18 protein-coding genes and 1 tRNA gene are annotated in these 19503 nt (G+C 66.4%); 16 read left to right on the forward strand and 3 right to left on the reverse strand.

The window, feature by feature from the left end:
• Positions 1 to 79 precede the first annotated feature (79 nt).
• The 5 genes from pheS (at position 80) to ASC91_RS13210 (ending at position 4640) form a co-directional block, all read left to right on the forward strand.
• The gene (gene pheS / locus ASC91_RS13190; RefSeq protein WP_056197411.1) at positions 80 to 1123 is read left to right on the forward strand and encodes a phenylalanine--tRNA ligase subunit alpha; all 1044 of its coding nucleotides are present in this window, start codon (positions 80 to 82) and stop codon (positions 1121 to 1123) included.
• 6 nt (positions 1124 to 1129) lie between these two features.
• Positions 1130 to 3559 carry a phenylalanine--tRNA ligase subunit beta gene (gene pheT, locus ASC91_RS13195; protein WP_056197412.1) on the forward strand — a complete coding sequence of 810 codons (2430 nt, stop codon included), beginning with the start codon at positions 1130 to 1132 and terminating at the stop codon, positions 3557 to 3559.
• A gap of 20 nt (positions 3560 to 3579) precedes the next feature.
• On the forward strand, positions 3580 to 3951 hold the full coding sequence (locus ASC91_RS13200) for an integration host factor subunit alpha (protein WP_056197414.1): 372 nt from the start codon (positions 3580 to 3582) through the stop codon (positions 3949 to 3951).
• Positions 3952 to 3997: 46 nt separating this feature from the next.
• The gene (locus ASC91_RS13205; RefSeq protein ID WP_056197417.1) at positions 3998 to 4528 is read left to right on the forward strand and encodes a MerR family transcriptional regulator; all 531 of its coding nucleotides are present in this window, start codon (positions 3998 to 4000) and stop codon (positions 4526 to 4528) included.
• 35 nt (positions 4529 to 4563) lie between these two features.
• Positions 4564 to 4640, forward strand: a tRNA-Pro gene (locus ASC91_RS13210).
• A 217-nt stretch (positions 4641 to 4857) separates the two neighbouring features.
• Here the strand turns inward: ASC91_RS13210 and ASC91_RS29405 are convergent.
• Positions 4858 to 5757, reverse strand: coding sequence for a hypothetical protein (locus ASC91_RS29405; protein WP_157281578.1), 900 nt, complete (start codon positions 5755 to 5757; stop codon positions 4858 to 4860).
• Between the two features lie 240 nt (positions 5758 to 5997).
• Here ASC91_RS29405 and ASC91_RS13220 point away from each other — a divergent pair, with 240 nt between their 5' ends.
• Positions 5998 to 8334: an excinuclease ABC subunit UvrA gene (locus ASC91_RS13220; RefSeq protein WP_235531980.1), complete on the forward strand. Its 2337-nt coding sequence runs from the start codon at positions 5998 to 6000 to the stop codon at positions 8332 to 8334.
• On the opposite strand, the gene ASC91_RS13225 is transcribed toward ASC91_RS13220, so the two are convergent.
• Positions 8328 to 9164 carry a helix-turn-helix domain-containing protein gene (locus ASC91_RS13225; protein ID WP_056197425.1) on the reverse strand — a complete coding sequence of 279 codons (837 nt, stop codon included), beginning with the start codon at positions 9162 to 9164 and terminating at the stop codon, positions 8328 to 8330. The two genes, ASC91_RS13220 and ASC91_RS13225, sit on opposite strands and share 7 nt — an antisense overlap.
• Positions 9165 to 9356: 192 nt before the next feature.
• On the opposite strand from ASC91_RS13225, the gene pobA reads away from it, so the two are divergent.
• Positions 9357 to 10529, forward strand: coding sequence for a 4-hydroxybenzoate 3-monooxygenase (gene pobA / locus ASC91_RS13230; protein WP_056199513.1), 1173 nt, complete (start codon positions 9357 to 9359; stop codon positions 10527 to 10529).
• On the opposite strand, the gene ASC91_RS13235 is transcribed toward pobA, so the two are convergent.
• On the reverse strand, positions 10508 to 11410 hold the full coding sequence (locus ASC91_RS13235; protein ID WP_056197427.1) for a LysR family transcriptional regulator: 903 nt from the start codon (positions 11408 to 11410) through the stop codon (positions 10508 to 10510). The genes pobA and ASC91_RS13235 overlap by 22 nt on opposite strands.
• A 95-nt stretch (positions 11411 to 11505) precedes the next feature.
• Between ASC91_RS13235 and ASC91_RS13240 the strand changes: the two genes are divergently transcribed.
• The 9 genes from ASC91_RS13240 to ASC91_RS13280 are packed head-to-tail and all read left to right on the forward strand — an operon-like array spanning position 11506 to position 19498.
• Complete coding sequence (locus ASC91_RS13240) at positions 11506 to 12207, forward strand: substrate-binding domain-containing protein (protein WP_082532665.1); 702 nt, start codon at positions 11506 to 11508, stop codon at positions 12205 to 12207.
• 24 nt (positions 12208 to 12231) lie between these two features.
• Positions 12232 to 13611: an MFS transporter gene (locus tag ASC91_RS13245; RefSeq protein ID WP_235531981.1), complete on the forward strand. Its 1380-nt coding sequence runs from the start codon at positions 12232 to 12234 to the stop codon at positions 13609 to 13611.
• 18 nt (positions 13612 to 13629) lie between these two features.
• On the forward strand, positions 13630 to 14658 hold the full coding sequence (locus tag ASC91_RS13250) for an amidohydrolase family protein (RefSeq protein WP_056197429.1): 1029 nt from the start codon (positions 13630 to 13632) through the stop codon (positions 14656 to 14658).
• Between the two features lies 1 nt (position 14659).
• Positions 14660 to 15343, forward strand: a complete 684-nt coding sequence (ligK, locus tag ASC91_RS13255; RefSeq protein ID WP_056197430.1) for a 4-carboxy-4-hydroxy-2-oxoadipate aldolase/oxaloacetate decarboxylase — start codon at positions 14660 to 14662, stop codon at positions 15341 to 15343.
• A gap of 4 nt (positions 15344 to 15347) precedes the next feature.
• Positions 15348 to 16262, forward strand: coding sequence for an amidohydrolase family protein (locus tag ASC91_RS13260; protein ID WP_056197432.1), 915 nt, complete (start codon positions 15348 to 15350; stop codon positions 16260 to 16262).
• Complete coding sequence (ligA, locus tag ASC91_RS13265) at positions 16262 to 16696, forward strand: protocatechuate 4,5-dioxygenase subunit alpha (protein ID WP_056197434.1); 435 nt, start codon at positions 16262 to 16264, stop codon at positions 16694 to 16696. Before ASC91_RS13260 ends, ligA begins: the two co-directional genes overlap by 1 nt.
• A 2-nt stretch (positions 16697 to 16698) precedes the next feature.
• Positions 16699 to 17565, forward strand: coding sequence for a class III extradiol dioxygenase subunit beta (locus ASC91_RS13270; RefSeq protein ID WP_056197436.1), 867 nt, complete (start codon positions 16699 to 16701; stop codon positions 17563 to 17565).
• Complete coding sequence (locus ASC91_RS13275; protein ID WP_056197441.1) at positions 17562 to 18515, forward strand: Gfo/Idh/MocA family oxidoreductase; 954 nt, start codon at positions 17562 to 17564, stop codon at positions 18513 to 18515. The genes ASC91_RS13270 and ASC91_RS13275 overlap by 4 nt, the downstream gene beginning before the upstream one ends.
• Positions 18512 to 19498, forward strand: a complete 987-nt coding sequence (locus ASC91_RS13280) for an aldo/keto reductase (RefSeq protein ID WP_056197443.1) — start codon at positions 18512 to 18514, stop codon at positions 19496 to 19498. Before ASC91_RS13275 ends, ASC91_RS13280 begins: the two co-directional genes overlap by 4 nt.
• Positions 19499 to 19503: the final 5 nt, after the last annotated feature.

Consider the following 19503-nt stretch of genomic DNA (forward strand, 5'->3'; position numbering starts at 1 on the left):
TCGCCCTGGCTCGCGTCGGGGCACGCAAACTTTCAGGGCCGGCCCACCAGGGTCGGCCCTTTTTCATTCCGAATTCCGAATGTCTGATCTCGACGCTCTTCTTGAAGCGGCACGCAGCGACTTTGCCGCCGCGCCCACACCTGCCGAACTGGAAAACGCCAAGGCCCGTTTCCTTGGCAAGTCCGGTCGCGTGACTGAGTTGATGAAGGGCCTGGGCGCCCTCAGCATCGAGGAGAAGAAGACTCGCGGCGCCGAGATCAACCAGCTCAAGGTCGGCATCGAGGCCGCCCTGACCGCCCGCCGCGACGCGCTGGCCGCCGCCGAGCTCGAGAAGCAGCTCAAGGCTGAAGCGCTCGATGTCACCCTGCCCGGCCGCCAGCGCGGCACCGGTGGCCTGCATCCCATCACGCGCGCCATGGAGCGCATCGAGGCCATCTTCGCCTCCATGGGCTTCGACGTGGCCGACGGCCCCGAGATCGAGACCGACTGGTACAGCTTCTCGGCGCTGAACAACCCCGAGAACCACCCGGCCCGCTCCATGCAGGACACGTTCTACGTCGACATGAAGGACGAGAACGGTGCCTGGCTGAACCTGCGTCCGCACACCAGCCCGATGCAGATCCGCTACGCGCAGGCCCACGCCAAGCGCTACGCGGGCCAGGACACCATGCCCGAAATCCGCGTCATCGCGCCGGGCCGCACCTACCGCGTCGACAGCGACGCCACCCACTCGCCCATGTTCCACCAGGTCGAAGGCCTGTGGGTGGGCGAGAACATTTCGTTCAAGGACCTGAAGGCGGTCTACCTCAACTTCATCACCGCCTTCTTCGAGACCGACCAGCTGCAGCTGCGCTTTCGCCCCAGCTACTTCCCCTTCACCGAGCCCAGCGCCGAGATCGACATCATGTTCGAGAGCGGTCCGCTGAAGGGCCGCTGGCTGGAGGTGTCGGGCTCCGGCCAGGTGCACCCGCAGGTGATCCGCAACATGGGCCTGGACCCCGAGCGCTACATCGGCTTCGCGTTCGGTTCCGGCATCGACCGCCTGGCCATGCTGCGCTATGGCGTCAACGACCTGCGCGCCTTCTTCGACGGCGACCTCCGCTTTCTCTCGCAGTTCAAGTAAATCGTTATGCAATTCCCCGAGTCCTGGCTGCGCGAGTTCTGCAATCCGCCGCTGTCCACTGAAAAACTGGCCGAACTGCTGACCATGTCCGGCATGGAGGTTGAAGAGCTGCGCCCCGTGGCGCCGCCTTTCCACGGCATCGTCGTCGCCGAAATCCTCGAAGCCGAACAGCACCCCAACGCCGACAAGCTGCGTGTCTGCAAGGTCAACGCCGGCGGCGCCGAACCGCTGCAGATCGTCTGCGGTGCACCCAACGCCCGTGTCGGCATCAAGGTGCCGCTGGCCACCGTCGGCGCCGAGCTGCCCACCGATGACGCAGCCAAGCCCTTCAAGATCGGTGTCGGCAAGCTGCGCGGCGTCGAGAGCTTCGGCATGCTGTGTTCGGCCCGCGAGCTCAAGCTCAGCGAAGACCACGGCGGCCTGCTGGAACTGCCCGCCGATGCCGTCATTGGCGAAGACATCCGCAAACACCTGAATCTCGACGACACCCTCTTCACGCTGAAGCTCACGCCCAACCTGGGCCATGGGCTGAGCGTCTTCGGTGTGGCCCGTGAGGTGGCTGCGCTGACCGGCGTGCCGCTGCTCAAGGCCGAGTTTCCGCCGGTGAAGCCCGGCATCGACGACAAGCTGCCCATCCGTATCGAGGCGCCCGACCTGTGCGGCCGCTTCTCCGGCCGCATCGTCAAGGGCATCGACACCAAGGCCAAGACGCCTGCCTGGATGGTCCAGCGCCTGGAGCGCTGCGGCCAACGCTCGGTGACTGCCCTTGTCGACATCTCCAACTACGTGATGTTCGAGTACGGCCGCCCGTCGCACATCTTCGACCTCGACAAGATCAGCGGCGAGCTGGTCGTGCGCTGGGGCAAGGCCGGCGAGCAGCTCAAGCTGCTGAATGGCAACACCATCACGGTGGATGAGAAGGTCGGCGTCATCGCCGATGCGCGCGAGGTCGAGTCCCTCGCCGGCATCATGGGCGGCGACCACACCGCAGTCTCCGACGACACTCACAACGTCTACGTCGAAGCCGCGTTCTGGTGGCCCGAGGCCGTCATGGGCCGTGGCCGCCGCTACAACTTCTCCACCGATGCCGGCCACCGCTTCGAGCGCGGCGTCGATGCGTCGCAGACCGTCGAGCACATCGAACGCGTCACGCAGCTCATCATCGACATCTGCGGCACGTCTGGCACCCAGGTCGGCCCGATGGACGACCAGTCGCCCAACGTGCCCACGCGCAAGCCCGTGACGCTGCGTGTGGCGCGCGCTGCCAAGGTCATCGGCATGCCGCTGACGCAAGCCCAGTGCGAAGGCGTGTTCACGCGTCTGGGCCTGCCATTCACGGCCGCTGACGGCGTGATCACGGTGACTCCGCCGAGCTGGCGCTTCGACATCCTGATCGAGGAAGACCTCATCGAGGAAGTCATCCGCGTGCTGGGCTATCCCACGTTGCCATCGACCGCGCCGCTGGCGCCCATCGTGGGCCGCACGGGCTCGGAATCGCGCCAGAGCACACACGCGCTGCGCCGCGCCGTCGCCGCACGCGACTACTTCGAGACGATCAACTTCAGCTTCGTCGAGGAACGCTGGGAGCGCGAGCTGGCCGGTGTCGCCGATCCCATCAAGCTGCTGAATCCCATCGCCGCGCCGCTGTCGGTGATGCGCACCAGCCTGATCGGCAGCCTGGTGCAGGTGCTGCGCCACAACCAGTCCCGCCGCGCGACGCGCGTGCGCGTGTTCGAGCTGGGCCGCGTGTTCAAGCGGGATGCTGGCGTGGCCAACGGGCCGCTGAGCGTGGCCGGCATCGAGCAGCCGCTGCGCCTGGGCGGCCTGGCCTGGGGCTCCGCCGACCAGCAGCAATGGAGCCAGCGCGACCGCGCCGTCGACTTCTTTGACGTCAAGGGCGACCTCGAAGCCCTGTTCGCACCGCAGACGCTGAGCTTCGAAACCGCCGAGCACCCTGCCCTGCACCCCGGCCGCAGCGCAAGCGTCAAGCTGAACGGCGTCGCCATCGGCATCGTCGGCGAACTGCACCCGCGTTGGCGCCAGGCCTATGAGATCAGCGGCAGCGCCCCCGTCGTCTTTGAGCTCAATCTCGACGCCGCGCTGACTCGCACGCTGCCGCAAGGCCAGCCGCTGCCGCGCCAGCAGGCCGTGCAGCGCGACCTGGCCCTGGTCGTCAAGGACAGCACGCCCCACGACGCACTGATGGCCACTATCACGGCCGCTGGCGGCGCGCTGTTGCGTTCAGCCAAGCTCTTCGACGTCTTCAAACCCGCTGCTGGCGCCAGCACGGATCTGCAACCCGACGAGCGCTCCCTGGCCGTGCGCCTGGAACTGCTCGACGACGAAGCCACATTGACCGATGAGCGCATCGATGCGGCCGTGGCCGCCATCGTGGCCGCTGTCGGCGACCAGCTCGGCGGCCGCCTGCGCGGCTGACCCCAGGAACAGGAACACGAATGGACGCGAACGACGCCAAGAAATCCGAATCCGCTGCGGTCGTCATCGGCAGCCTGGAAACGCCCACCCTGACCAAGGCCGAGCTGGCCGAGCTGCTGTTCGACAAGCTCGGGCTGAACAAGCGCGAGTCCAAGGACATGGTCGAGGCCTTCTTCGACATGCTGCACGACAGCCTCGTCAAGGGCCAGGACGTCAAGCTCTCGGGCTTCGGCAACTTCAACATCCGCCGCAAGGCGCCGCGCCCGGGTCGCAACCCGCGCACCGGCGAGTCCATCCCGATCAAGGCCCGCAACGTCGTGACTTTTCACGCCTCCCACAAGCTCAAGGGGTTGGTGCAAGGCGATACGCCCAGCGGCGAAGACTTCGAGTAGAGTCTGACGCCTTGCCTCAGCTTTCGCTCCGAAGCCCTTGATTTCAATGGACAAAGCGCTGCCTTCCATTCCCGCCAAACGCTACTTCACCATTGGTGAGGTCAGCGAGCTGTGCGGTGTGAAGCCGTATGTCCTGCGCTATTGGGAGCAGGAGTTCACCCAGCTCAAGCCCATGAAGCGGCGCGGCAACCGGCGCTATTACCAGCACCACGAGGTGCTGCTGATCCGCCGCATCCGCGACCTGCTCTACGACCAGGGCTTCACCATCAGCGGCGCGCGCAACCAGCTCAGCGAAGGCCTGCCATCGGCGGCCGCGGCGCAGAACTTCCGAGATGAAGCCGAGGCCGCACAGGCGCTCGAAGCCATGGATGGGGAACTCGACGGTGACGACGACGCCAGCGCGCCGGTCGAACTGGCGCATCTGCCCGCCGTCCGGTTGGCATCGCATGCACATGCCCAGCCGCTGAAGGCCTCCGGGGCATCCTTGACACTGCCGGTGCTCGCCGTGGACCCGCTGACCTCTCTGGAGCAGGTTCGAGCCGAACTTCTTGCGATCCGAGCCAGCCTTCTGGGCTGAAAGCGCAATTCCTCGGTTATACTTTTTGGCTCAGTCGGGGCGTAGCGCAGCCTGGTAGCGCACTTGCATGGGGTGCAAGGGGTCGCGAGTTCGAATCCCGCCGTCCCGACCATAAAACAATAAGAGAATCAACGGCCTAGCAGCTTCGGCAGCTAGGCCGTTTTCCTTTGTGGCCTCGGAAGGGGTCCACCGGAAAAAAGCTGCGAGGCCGGGTCCACGGCCAACAGGACGATTCGGCGGGCCGACCCGCATGACAGGCTTTGAGGGGCACCAGCCTGCCGTTTTGCGCTGCCTACCGGGGAAAGAACGGATTTCGCCGCGGCCGTTGGTCAGTGCGGCTTGAAAAACAATGCTTCGGGAATCGCCCGGAAGGGCGCCGTCCAGAGGGGGTTGTCGAGTTCAAAGACTGACGCAGGTAGCCGTCTGCGGCCGTCGAGCAGCGGGCCGATGCGAGCATCCCGAGCCAGGATTTCTCTCGCGCGGCCCGTGACGAAAAGTCTGCTCAGGCCTTCGTTCAAAGCATCAGCCAGCGCCGGTTCGTCTCGACGCACAGCGAAGACGCGCGCGAACCGGTAGTGAACACACCAATCCTCGAGCAGCACTACCGATGGCGCCAGGTGGCCGAACATGTCCAGCAACATGCCAGCCTCATCGGCTCCCAGCGGGAAGGCATCGAATCGACCCGCCTCCAGCATACGGAACAGGTGCAAGAACTCTGCCTCCTGCACCTTGAGCCCAGCGGCTCGCAGAATGCTGGAGTCCACCCAATCAGGCCCCTGACCGAAAACCAATTGCCGAAGATCATCGTGTTCACGCACGGCCCTCAGGCGGTCGAGTCGATCGCGACGTACCAGCATGAGGCGGTAGCCGCTCAGTCCTAGATCCAGTGGAAAGGGGAGGATCCGAGTACGCTCAGCCACCTTTGGCGATGCACCCGTGTCCATGACATTGACACCGCCGCCTTTGAGTTCCAAAAAAGCCCTCATCGACGGCAGCGGCGCCTCGCTCACTCGAAGAGTGTGGGGACGTCCAGAAGCCTCCAACGCGGCTGTCAGCAATTTGAACGGCGTACCGTCGGTGGGCCGTTCGTGCGTACGTGGATACACGACTTCAAGAAGCTGGCCTGCGATGGACGGGGCAGCGAGGGTGGCACCCAAGCCCAGCATCGCGGCACGACGGCTGATCAACCGACGATGAACAATTGAAGGCCCCAGGTCCATCTGAATCATTTTGAGCGCGCCACAGCGGAGTCGCAATCCTGGTCATCGCCCGGCACCAGGCGCTAGAGAAGGTCTGCAAACCTCTCGTCAATCCGACTGGCGCGCGAGGTGAGGTTTCATTGGACGATGTTCACGTCAGGGCCAAATCGCTTCCAGCAGTCGAGCACCCCCGCAGGGTCAGGCAGCGCTCTGCCCTGGCAGAGGCAGGACGAACGTTTGCTAGGCATTCGCCGCAGCTGGGCACATTGATTGCCGCCGCTGTCCATGCAGGCAAAGAGCTCCTCCGTGCTGAAACATCCATCGCCGTCCACCGACTTCATCCGCATCGTCGGTGCCCGAGAGAACAATCTGCGCAACGTCAGCGTCGATATCCCGAAGAAGCACATCACCGTGTTCACAGGAGTCTCGGGCTCGGGCAAGTCTTCACTCGTTTTCGACACCATTGCAGCCGAGTCGCAGCGGCAGCTGAACGACACCTTTTCCACCTTCGTGAGGCACCGCCTGCCGCATCACGCCCAGCCCGATGCCGACGTGCTGGAAAACCTCTGCGCAGCCATCGTCATCGATCAACGTCGTCTGGGCGGCAATGCGCGCTCCACGGTCGGCACGGCCACCGACATCCTCGCGCTGGTCCGCCTGCTGTTCTCGCGGGTAGGGCAGCCCTTCGTCGGCTACTCCAACATCTTCTCGTTCAACCACCCTGACGGCATGTGCCCGCGATGCGAGGGCCTGGGGAAGGTCGACACCATCGACATCGACCGGCTGTTCGACAGGCAGCGCTCGCTCAACCAGGGAGCAATCCGCTTCAGCGCGTTCGCCGTCGGCGGCTACCGCTGGAAGCGCTATGTCCACAGCGGCCTGTTCGACAACGACAAGCCGCTGAAGGACTACACCGACGAGGAGTGGGAGACGCTGCTCCACGCGCAGGACGTACCCATCCTGAACCCCGGGCCAGGCTGGCCACCGACCAGCCGCTACGAGGGCGTGCTGCCGCGCATCCGCCGCAACTTCCTGACCCGCAACATCAGCGAGGTCAAAGGGCTGGACCGCGCCGAATGGGATCGGTTGGTGACGGCCGGCCCTTGCCCGCGGTGCCACGGGGCGCGCCTCAACGAGAAGGTGTTGAGTTGCCGCATTGACGGCAGGAACATCGCCGACTGGTGCGAGATGGAGGTGGGTGAGTTGCTGGCCGTCATCGGCCAGGTCGATGCGCCGCTTGCCGCCAGCATGGTGCCGGCGCTGGCCTACCGGGTCCAGCATCTGGTTGATATCGGCTTGGGCTACCTGAGCCTCGGCCGAGAAACGACGAGCCTGTCGGGCGGGGAATCCCAACGCGTGAAGATGGTTCGCCACCTGGGCAGCGGCCTCAGCGACATGAGCTACATCTTCGACGAACCCAGTGTGGGCTTGCACCCGCGCGACGTTGCGCGCCTGAACAAGCTGTTGCGCCACCTGTGCGACAAGGGCAACACGGTGCTGGTGGTTGAACACGACCCCGACGTCATCGTGGCGGCGGACCACGTCATCGACATTGGCCCGGGCGCTGGGGACGCAGGCGGCACCGTGGTCTTCGAGGGCGATGTGCAGGCCCTGCGGCAGGCCGACACGCCCACGGGGCGCAGCCTGGCTCGCCCGGCGCGCATCAACACCACACCGCGCACTCCATCGGGTTGGCTGCCGATCACACACGCCACTCAGCACAACCTGAAGGACGTGAGCGTTTCGATCCCGATGGGCGTCCTGACGGTCGTGACAGGCGTGGCCGGTTCGGGCAAGAGCAGCCTGATCAACGCCGCCTTCGCCCGCACCTACCCCGAGGTCGTGTGCATCGACCAGGGTGCCATCACAGGTTCGCGTCGCTCGAACACGGCGACCTACACGGGCATCCTCGATCCCATCCGGAGCCTTTTTGCCCAGGCGAACGCGGCCAGCGCGTCGCTGTTCAGCGCCAACTCGGGCGGCGCCTGTCCCGTGTGCAAAGGCCTTGGCACCACGGAGACAGACCTCGCATTCATGGAGCCCATCGTCAGCATCTGTGAGCGCTGCCGAGGGCGCCGGTTCACTGACGAAGCTCTTCAGTACCGCCTGCGCGGCAAGAACATCGCCGAGGCGCTGGCAATGCGCGTCGCCGAAGCGAGCGCATTCTTTGCCGAGCCGAATATCGCGCCTGCGCTGGCCCGCCTCGATGAAGTCGGGCTCGCCTACCTGTCGCTCGGCCAACCTTTGTCCAGCCTGTCGGGCGGGGAACGGCAACGCCTGAAGCTGGCCACGGAGCTGGGCCAGTCGGGCCGAATCTATGTGTTCGACGAACCCACCTCAGGCCTGCATCTTTCGGACATCGATCGATTGTTTCGATTGCTCGACCAACTCATCGAACGCGGCGCCACCGTTGTCGTGATCGAACATCAGCTGGACATGATCGCCCAGGCAGACTGGCTGATCGACATGGGGCCGGAAGCTGGCCGATTCGGCGGTCGCGTGGTGTTCGAGGGCCCCGTGGCGGAGATGGCCGCGACGGGCTCAGGTGAGACGGCCACGCATCTGAGAAGGTATGCAAATTCGCAGGGTTCTGGCAGCGCTCAATGATTTCGAGTAACCATCGAGCGCGACGCCATGTCGGCCCGCCAGCTACTCGGCGACTGCCCCGTCAGCCGCCGGAAGAAGCGCGTGAAGTAGGCCGGGTCTGCAAAGCCCAGGCCATCGGCGATCTGGCGCACCTGCAACGTCGTATAGCTCAGTTCACGCTTGGCCTCCAGCAACAGGCGCTGGTGCAGCATGTCCAGCGGCGAGCAGTTCAGATGCTGGCGGCACAGGCGGGTGAGCTGCGTCGTCGTGATGCCCAGCGGCGCCGCCAGCATGTCCAGCGTCGGGTGGCTGCGGTAGTGGCGCTCGACCTGCTCGCGGTAGCGCGCCAGATGCTGCATGGCCCGGCCTTCGGGCTCGGCAGTTTCCGCCGCTTCCGCAGCAAGCGGAGGCAGCCGGGCTATGAGCGCGGCAGCCATCAGCACAGCGCCGTCAAGCACCTGGGCGCGCCAGGGCGACGTGCCGGCGTAATCGGCACGCAGCACGCGGGCAATCGCAAGTAGCGTCTGCGCGTGGGGTGAGCCGGCTTCCAATGCCACGCCGCGCGAGGCTCCCAGGCCTTCCCAGAGGCCGCGCGAGCCGCCGATCAGGCTCCTGACCCGCGCCTGGTCCAGCGTGATGACGTGCCCCTCAGTTTCCGGCGAGAACGCGAAGCCATGCACCACCAGCATCGGTACCCAGACGACGGCGGGCGCACGTAGCTCCAGCAGCTGCCCGTCGATCTGCACGCGCGCCGTGCCGGACTCGATCAGCAGCAGCTGCACCAGCGCCGCATGCCGGTGCGGCTGGATTTCCCAATTGTGCAATCGGCTGCGGTCGGCGATGGACTCCATGTGGAGACCATCCAGCGCTTCATCCCGCCCCAGCTCGCCATAAAGCTCATACAGAGGTGGTGAGGAACGGGCTTGAGACCTTGACATAGGTTCGAATTGTGCAAGCGCACGTTCCTGTCGTCCATTGTTCCTACACCCCCACCGGCCTACGCTCACAGGTATCTGACAAGAACGGAGCGAGACATGAAGACATTGCGCACCCAGGTGCTCATCGTCGGCGCGGGGCCGTCGGGTTTGCTGCTCGGCCAATTGCTGCACAAGGCCGGCGTGGCCAACCTGATCGTCGAACGCCAGACGGGCGACTATGTGCTCGGCCGCATCCGCGCCGGCGTGCTGGAGCAGACCACCGTCGACCTCCTGGATCAGGCCGGTGTCGGCGCGCGCATGCATGCCGAAGGTCTGGTGCACCACGGCTTCGAGCTGATGTTCGACGGCCAGCGCCATCACATCGACCTGAGCCGGCTGACCGGCGGCAAGTCGGTCATGGTCTATGGCCAGACCGAGGTGACGCACGACCTGATGGAAGCCCGCGCCGCGGTGGGCGAACAGACGCTGTATTCAGCCTCCGATGTGGAGCTGTTCGGCTTCGACGGCGATGCACCGGGTGCGCGCTGCACGGTGAATGGTGAGCGCATTGAGATCCTGTGCGACTACATCGCCGGCTGCGACGGCTATCACGGCGTCAGCCGCGCCAGCGTGCCGGCGGACGCCATCCAGACGCACGAGAAGGTCTACCCCTTTGGCTGGCTGGGCATGCTGAGCGACACACCGCCGGTCTCGCACGAGCTGATCTACGGCCGCCACGAGCGCGGCTTCACGCTGTGCAGCATGCGCTCAAGCACACGCAGCCGCTACTACCTGCAGGTGCCGCTGACCGAGCAGGTGGGCGACTGGAGCGACGAACGCTTCTGGAACGAGCTGCGCGCGCGCATGGACCCTGCGGCGGCGGCGGCCCTCGTCACCGGCCCTTCACTGGAAAAGAGCATCGCGCCGCTGCGCAGCTTCGTTGCCGAGCCGATGCGTTTTGGCCGCCTCTTCCTGGCCGGCGACGCCGCCCACATCGTGCCGCCCACCGGTGCCAAGGGGCTGAACCTGGCGGCATCCGACGTGCGCTATCTGTCCCAGGCGCTGATTGAGCACTACCGCGAGAAGAGCGAAGCCGGCATCGAGCACTACTCCTCCCGCTGCCTGTCGCGCATCTGGAAGGCCGAGCGCTTCTCCTGGTGGTTCACCAGCCTGATGCACAACCTGCCGAACGAGCCCGAGATCGATGCCAAGCTGCATCGCGCCGAACTGGAATACGTCGTCAGCTCCGAGGCCGCGATGGCGTCGATGGCGGAGAACTACGTCGGCCTGCCCTGGTAGGGCTCACGCACCAGCTTCATCAGCAGCGCCGCCGTCCGCTGCGTCAGCGGCGTCGAGCGCTTCAGCGCCGGCGTGACCAGACACAGTGTCGTCTTCACATCGCTGGCCTTGAAGCGGGTGACGGCCAGGCGCTCCGGATGCTCGAAAGCGCGCAGCACGTCCTCGCCCAGCGCCGCATGCCCGAGACCGGCAGCGACCAGGTCGAGGATGGCCGGCACGCTGGACACCTCCCAGTCCACGCGCAACTGCACGCCGGCCATCGCTGCGGCCTCCTCCATGCGCTTGCGGAACACATGGCCCCGCTGCGGCATGATCAACGGCAAGCGCGACAGCTCCTCCAGCGTCAGTGGCCCGCTGGGCGCTGCCTCTGGCGGGCTCAGCAGCAGCAGTGATTCCTCGCGCAGCGGCAGGATCTCCAGCGACGGCAGCGGCTCGGGGTTGTAGACCAGCGCCAGGTCCGCCCGCCCCGACACCAGCCACTCGGTGAGGTGGGTCGAAAAGCCTTCCATGATGACCAGGCGCGCCCGCGGGCAGCTGGCGGTAAAACCCCTGATCAACGGCAGCGTGTGCATGCGCGCCTGTGTCGGCGGCATGGCCACGACGATCTGGCCGACCGGCTCGTTGCGGTGCTCGCTGAGGTCCTCGCGTGCCTGCGTTACCAGGTGCAGGATGCCCTGACCATGCTCCAGCAGCCGGCGCCCGGCTTCGGTCAGCGTCACGCCGCGACCATTGCGCAGGAAGAGGGTTTCGTGCAGCTCCGTCTCCAGCGCCCGCACCTGCCGGCTCAGCGCCGGCTGCGCCACGTTCAACACCAGCGCGGCCTTGCTGAAGCTGCCGTGCTCGGCCACCTGGATGAAGTACTCGATCTGGTTCAACGTCATGTGCGCATCTTGGCAGAGCCCATGCCGGATCGCTATAGCTGATAGCAGCAGCCAGACCTAGCGTGACAGAGCTTCACTGCGAAGAATCGCGCCCCATGAGCACCGCCCTCACCCTGATCTCGTCCATGGCCACGCGCCATCTGCTGACGGCACTCGCGCAAGCGCATGCTCAAACCGGCGCACCGGCCGTCCACCTCGAATCGGTCGGTGGCGTGGACGCCGCGCGTCGCGTGCACGACGGCGAGGCCTTCGACGTGGTTGTGCTGGCCAGCGATGCCATCGCCAAGCTGGAGGCTGCCGGCCGACTGAAGCCCGGCAGCGTGCGGGCCATCGCCGACTCCAGCGTCGCCATTGCCGTGCGTGCCGGTTCGGCCCAACCGGATATCAGCACGGAAACCGCCTTGCGCGCCGCCGTGCTGCAAGCCCGCAGCATCGGCTACTCGACCGGCCCCAGCGGCACGGCCTTGATGCAGCTCTTCGAGCGCTGGGGCCTGGCCGACAGCTTGAAGGCCCGCCTCGTGCAGGCCCGCCCCGGCGTGCCGGTCGGCAGCCTGGTGGCCAGCGGCGAGGTCGAGTTGGGCTTCCAGCAGTACAGCGAGCTGATGGATGTTTCCGGCATCACGCTGCTCGGCGGCATGCCGCCGGGGGGCGACATCGTCAGCCGCTTCAGCGGCGCCATCACGGCCCGTGCGACCCAGCCCGAAGCGGCACTGGCCCTGCTGGACTTCATGGCCAGCCCCGCCACCGAGGCGATCAAACGGCAACACGGCATGCGCGCGACTTCGGACGCGCGCTGACCCCAACGACAACAGGAGACAAGCTTGCAGACCTCACCGATCCCCGCTCCCGGCACGCGTGCCGTGGACGTGCAGCGCCTCATCGACGACCACCCGCTGTCCCGCTGGCAATGGGTGGTCTTCGCGCTGTGCTTCTTCGTCGTGCTGCTGGACGGCTTCGACACCGCGGCCATCGGCTACATCGCGCCGTCGCTGATCAAGGACTGGGGCGTCACCAAGCCCATGCTGGCGCCGGTGCTGAGCGCCGCCCTCTTCGGCCTGGCCGCCGGCGCGCTGTTGTCCGGCCCCATCGCCGACCGGCTGGGCCGCAAGCGTGTGCTGACGGTGACGGTGCTGCTCTTCGGCGTCGCCACGCTGGCCTCGGCCTTCGCCACCAACCTGACGGAACTCAGCGTGCTGCGCTTCATCACCGGCCTGGGCCTGGGCTCGGCCATGCCCAGCGCCGTCACGCTGATGAGCGAGTACTGCCCCACCGCGCGCCGCTCCACGCTGACCAACCTCATGTTCTGCGGCTTCCCGCTGGGTGCGGCCTTCGGCGGCTTCCTGGCCGCGTGGATGATCCCGCAATGGGGCTGGCAGAGCGTGCTGGTGCTGGGTGGCATCGCGCCGCTGCTGCTGACGGTCGGCCTGCTGACGCTGCTGCCCGAATCCGTGCGCTTCATGGTCACGCGCCGCCAACCGGTTGAACGCATCCGCGCTGCGCTGGCCCGCATCGCCGGCCCGCAGGTGCACCAGATCGAGCGCTTCACGCTCAGCGAGACCCGCGTCGTTACCAACGAACGCGGCGGCCTGGCGCAGGTGCTGGCCCGCTCCTACCGCCTCGGCACATTGATGCTTTGGGTGGCCTACTTCATGGGCCTGGTGATCTTCTACGCGCTGATCAACTGGATGCCGCTGCTGTTCAAGGAGGCCGGCATCGAGCCGCGCACCGCCACGCTGATCTCGGCCCTCTTCCCGCTGGGCGGCGTCGGCGCCGTGTTCTTCGGCTGGCTGATGGACCGCGTCGAGCCCAACCGCATCGTTGCCCTGGGCTTTGCGCTGACCTCGGTGGCCATCTGGTCCATTGGCCAGATGACAGGCAACGTGGGCGCGCTGGTCGTCTGCGTCTTCCTGGCCGGCGTGCTGATGAACACCGCGCAGTCCTCGCTGCCGGCGCTGGCGGCGGCCTTCTACCCGACCAATGCGCGCGCCACCGGCGTGTCCTGGATGCTGGGCATCGGCCGCTTCGGCGGCATCCTGGGCTCGCTGCTGGTGGCGCAAATGGCCGCCATGCATGCCAGCATCGGCACCGTCTTCCTGGTGCTGGCCGTGCCCGGCGCCCTCGCCGCCGCGGCGCTGTGGATCAAGCGTGATGCCGATGGCTTTGCCGACGACCGCGATGCCCGCACGGCGCTCGCGCACTGACAACAAGGAGAAGCTCTGATGATCATCGACGTCCACGGCCACTACACGACCGCACCGGCGGCACTGGGCGCCTGGCGCGACCTGCAGATCGCCGGCCTGAAGGACCCGTCCCTCGCGCCCAAGGCCAGCGAGCTGAAGATCAGCGACGACGAACTGCGCGAGAGCATCGAGACCAACCAGCTCAAGCTGATGAAGCAGCGCGGCTCGGACCTGACCATCTTCAGCCCGCGCGCCAGCTTCATGGCCCACCACATCGGTGACTTCAACACGTCCGCCACCTGGGCCGCCATCTGCAACGAGCTCTGCTACCGCGTGGCCCGGCTCTTCCCCGACCACTTCGTGCCGGCGGCCATGCTGCCGCAGTCGCCCGGCGTGGACCCGGCGACCTGCATTCCCGAACTGGTCAAGTGCGTGGAGGAGTACGGCAATGTCGGCATCAACCTGAACCCCGACCCATCCGGCGGCCACTGGACGTCGCCGCCGCTGTCGGACCGGCACTGGTACCCCATCTACGAACAGATGGTGGAGTACGACATCCCGGCCATGGTGCATGTGTCGACCAGCTGCAATGCCTGCTTCCACACCACCGGCGCGCATTACCTGAACGCCGACACGACGGCCTTCATGCAGTGCCTGACCAGCGACCTGTTCAAGGACTTCCCGACGCTGAAGTTCCTGATCCCGCACGGTGGCGGCGCGGTGCCCTACCACTGGGGACGCTTCCGCGGCCTGGCCCAGGAACTGAAGAAACCGCTGCTGAGCGAGCACCTGCTGAACAACATCTTCTTCGACACCTGCGTCTACCACCAGCCAGGCATCGACCTGCTGACCAAGGTGATCCCGGTCAAGAACATCCTGTTCGCCAGCGAGATGATCGGCGCCGTGCGCGGCATCGATCCCGAGACCGGCCACTACTACGACGACACCAAGCGCTACGTCGAGGCCACAGCCAATCTCAGCGACGAGGATCGCCACGCCGTCTACGAGGGCAATGCCCGCCGCGTCTTCCCGCGCCTGGATGCGCAACTGAAAGCCAAGGGTCTTTGATATGTACGAACTCGGCGTCGTCTACCGCAACATCCAACGGGCCGATCGCACGGCCGCCGACGGCCTGGCCGCGCTGGGCTCGGCCACCGTGCACGAGGCCATGGGCCGCGTCGGCCTGCTCAAGCCTTATATGCGGCCCATCTACGCCGGCGTGCAGGTGTCGGGCACGGCCGTGACCGTGCTGCTGCAACCCGGCGATAACTGGATGATGCATGTCGCCGCCGAGCAGATCCAGCCCGGCGACATCGTCGTCGCGGCGGTCACCGCCGACTGCACCGACGGCTATTTCGGTGACCTGCTCGCCACCTCCTTCCAGGCGCGCGGCGCGCGTGCCCTCGTCATCGATGCCGGCGTGCGCGACGTGAAGACACTGCAGCAGATGGGCTTCCCGGTCTGGAGCCGCGCAATCAGCAGCAAGGGCACGATCAAGGCCACGCTGGGCTCGGTCAACATCCCCGTCGTCTGCGCTGGCATGTGGGTCACGCCCGGCGACGTCATCGTGGCGGATGACGACGGTGTCGTCTGCGTGCCGGCCGCGCGTGCGGTCGAGACGCTGGAGGCCGCACTCAAGCGCGAGAGCTTCGAAGGCGAGAAGCGCGCCAAGCTGGCTTCGGGCGTGCTTGGCCTCGACATGTACAAGATGCGTGAGCCGCTGGAAAAAGCCGGCCTGCGCTACATCGACTGAAACCATGGACTTCACCAAGACCCCTGGCTGGCTGGACTGGTACGCCGCTCCTTCCAAACCGCGTTTCCAAGTCCCGGCCGGCGCCGTCGACGCGCACTGCCATGTCTTCGGCCCCGGCGCGCGGTTCCCGTTCGCGCCGGAGCGCAAGTACACGCCCTGCGACGCCAGCAAGGAACAGTTGTTCGCACTGCGCGACCACCTCGGCTTTGCGCGCAACGTCATCGTGCAGGCGACCTGCCATGGCGCCGACAACAGCGCGCTGATCGACGCGCTGCAAAGCTCGGGCGGCAAGGCCCGCGGCGTTGTCACCATCAAGCGCGGCATCAGCGATGCCGAGCTGCAACGCATGCACGAGGCCGGCGTGCGCGGCGTTCGCTTCAACTTCGTCAAGCGGCTGGTGGACTTCACGCCCAAGGATGAGTTGCAGGAGATCGCCACGCGCATCGCCAGGCTGGGCTGGCATGTCGTCATCTACTTCGAGGCGGCCGACCTGCCCGAGCTGTGGGACTTCTTCACCGCCCTGCCCACCACCGTCGTCGTCGACCACATGGGCCGGCCGGATGTCAGCAAACCAGTGGACGGCCCCGAGTTCGAGCTCTTCCTGAAGTTCATGCGCGAGAACGACAACGTGTGGAGCAAGCTCAGCTGCCCCGAGCGCCTGTCCGTCACCGGCCCGCGCGCGCTGGACGGCGAGCAGGCCGCCTACCGTGACGTCGTGCCCTTTGCCCGCCGTGTCATGGACGAGTTCCCTGACCGCGTGCTGTGGGGCACCGACTGGCCCCACCCCAACCTCAAGGACCACATGCCCGACGACGGGCTGCTGGTCGACTTCATCCCCCACATCGCCCCGACGCCTGAGCTACAACGCCGGCTGCTGGTGGACAACCCCATGCGCCTGTACTGGCCGGAGGAAAGCTGATGCCGCTCGACAAGTCCTACACCGACATCCCCGGCACCACCATCTTCGACGCCGAACAATCCCGCAAGGGCTACTGGCTCAACCAGTTCTGCATGTCGCTGATGAAGGCCGACAACCGCGCCCGCTTCAAGGCCGACGAGCGCGCCTATCTCGACGAGTGGCCGATGACCGATGCGCAGAAGGCGGCGGTGCTGGCACGCGACCTGAACGAATGCATCCGCCTGGGCGGCAACATCTATTTCCTGGCCAAGATCGGCGCGACCGACGGCAAGAGCTTCCAGCAGATGGCGGGCAGCATGACGGGCATGACCGAAGAGGAGTACCGCAACATGATGATCTCCGGCGGCCGCTCCGTGGAAGGCAACCGCCGCGTTGGCGAGGACGGCGACGCGCAGGCGCACCGCCAGCCGCAAGGCAAAGCAGGGAACAAATAACCGTGGCCCGCATCACCGCATCCGTCTACACCTCGCACGTGCCCGCAATCGGCGCGGCGCTGGACCTGGGCAAGACCACCGAGCCTTACTGGCAGCCCGTCTTTGCGGGCTATGAACCTTCCAAGCGCTGGTTCGACAACAACCGCCCGGATGTCGTCTTCCTGGTCTACAACGACCACGCGACGGCCTTCAGCCTCGACCTGATTCCCACCTTCGCCATCGGCACCGCGGCCCGCTTCGAGCCGGCCGACGAGGGCTGGGGCCCGCGCCCGGTGCCGACCGTCATCGGCCACCCGGAGCTGGCCGCGCACATCGCGCACAGCGTCATCCAGGACGACTTCGACCTGACCATCGCCAACAAGATGGACGTGGACCACGGCCTGACCGTGCCGCTGTCGTTGATGTGCGGCCAGCCCGACCCGGTGAAAGGCGCCTGGCCCTGCACCGTCATCCCGTTCGCGGTCAATGTCGTGCACTACCCGGTGCCGTCGGGGCGGCGCTGCTTCATGCTGGGCCAGGCCATCCGCCGCGCGGTCGAGTCGTTCGGGCCGGACCTGAATGTGCAGATCTGGGGCACCGGCGGCATGAGCCACCAGTTGCAAGGCCCGCGTGCCGGTCTCATCAACCGCGAGTGGGACACCCGCTTCCTGGACCGCCTGATCGCCGAGCCCGACGCCCTGTCGCGCGTGCCGCATGACGAGTACGTGCGCGAAGCCGGTTCGGAAGGCATCGAGCTCGTCATGTGGCTGATCGCCCGCGGCGCGATGGCCGACGTCAACGGTGGCTCGGCACCGCGCGTCGCGCATCGCTTCTATCACGTGCCTGCCTCGAACACGGCGGTCGGCCATCTGATTCTGGAGAACACATGATTCAACCAATTCGTGTTGCGCTGGCCGGCGCCGGCGCCTTCGGTATCAAGCACCTGGACGGCATTAAGAACATAGCCGGCGTCGAAGTCGTCTCGCTGATCAGCCGTGACCTGGACAAGACCCGCGAGGTCGCGAACAAGTACGGCATCCAGCATGTCACCACCGACCTGGCCGATGCGCTGGCCCTGCCCGAGGTCGACGCCGTCATCCTGTGCACGCCCACGCAGATGCACGCCAGCCAGACGCTCGCCTGCCTGAAGGCCGGCAAGCATGTGCAGGTGGAGATCCCGCTGTGCGACGTGCTGGCCGATGGCGAGGAGGTCATCAGCGTGGCAAAGCAGTCCGGCCTGGTCGCCATGTGCGGCCACACGCGGCGCTTCAACCCCAGCCACCAGTGGGTGCACAAGAAGATCACGGCCGGCGAGTTCAACGTCCAGCAGATGGACGTGCAGACCTACTTCTTCCGCCGCACCAACATGAATGCGCTCGGCCAGGCACGCAGCTGGACCGACCACCTGCTATGGCACCACGCCGCGCACACGGTGGACCTGTTCGCATATCAGGTGCAGAGCCCGGTCGTGCAGGCCCATGCGCTGCAAGGCCCTATCCACCCAACGCTGGGCATTGCGATGGATATGAGCATCCAGCTCAAGGCCGCCAACGGCGCCATCTGCACGCTGAGCCTGTCCTTCAACAACGACGGCCCGCTGGGGACGTTCTTCCGCTACATCGGCGACACCGGCACCTACCTGGCCCGTTACGACGACCTGTTCGATGGCAAGGAGAACAAGATCGACGTGTCGGTGGTGGACGTGTCCATGAACGGCATCGAGCTGCAGGACCGCGAGTTCTTCGCCGCCATCCGCGAGGGCCGCGAGCCCAACAGCAGCGTGGCGCAAGTGCTGCCCTGCTATCGGGTGCTGCACGAGTTGGAGCAGCAATTGAAATGAGAAACCGCCGTATCGGCCCCTTCGAGGTTTCGGCCGTCGGGCTGGGCTGCATGAACCTCAGCCACGCCTATGGCACGCCGCCGCCTCGCGACGTGGCGGCGGCCGTGCTGGACGGCGCCCTCAACGGCGGCATCACCCTGTTCGACACAGCGGCGCTATATGGCTTTGGCGCCAACGAGGAGCTGCTGGGCGGCCTGCTGGCGCCGCACCGCGAACGCATCGTGCTGACGAGCAAATGCGGCATGCAGGGCGTCGACGGCCAGCGCGTCATCGACGGCCGGCCCGACACCATCCGCGCCAGCGTCGAGGCCAGCTTGAAGCGGCTGCGCACCGACGTCATTGACGTGCTCTATCTGCACCGGCTGGACGCCAAGGTGCCGGTGGAAGAGAGCGTCGGCTCGATGGCCGGGCTGGTGAAGGCGGGCAAGGTCCGTGCAATCGGCCTGTCCGAGGTCTCGGCCGCAACGTTGAAGCGCGCGCACGCCGTGCACCCCATCGCCGCGCTGCAGACCGAGTACTCGCTGTGGACGCGCAACCCCGAGATCGCCGTGCTCGACGCATGCCGCGAACTGGGCGTCGCGTTCGTCGCCTTCAGCCCGCTGGCGCGCGGCTTCCTGGGCGGCGAGCTGCGCGACGTGAGCAAGCTCGAGTCCAAGGACATCCGCCGTGCCATGCCGCGCTTTTCGCCCGAGAACTACAGCGCCAACCTGCGCCTGCTGGACGCTTTCGAAGCAGAAGCGGCCCGGCTGCGCTGCGCGCCGGCCACGCTGGCGCTGGCCTGGTTGCTGCACCAGGGTGGCGACATCGTCCCCATCCCCGGCACCTCGCGCCCCGATCACCTGGGCGACCTGCTCGCGGCGCCGCAGCTGGCGCTCGACGCCGCCACACTCGCCCGGCTCGACGCCCTGATCAACCGCCACACGGTCAGCGGCGCGCGCTACAGCGCCGCCACACAGGCCGAGATCGACACCGAAGAGTTTTGACAACC

It is taken from the genome of Pelomonas sp. Root1237, assembly GCF_001425055.1.
In the GTDB taxonomy this organism is placed as follows: Bacteria; Pseudomonadota; Gammaproteobacteria; order Burkholderiales; family Burkholderiaceae_C; genus Pelomonas.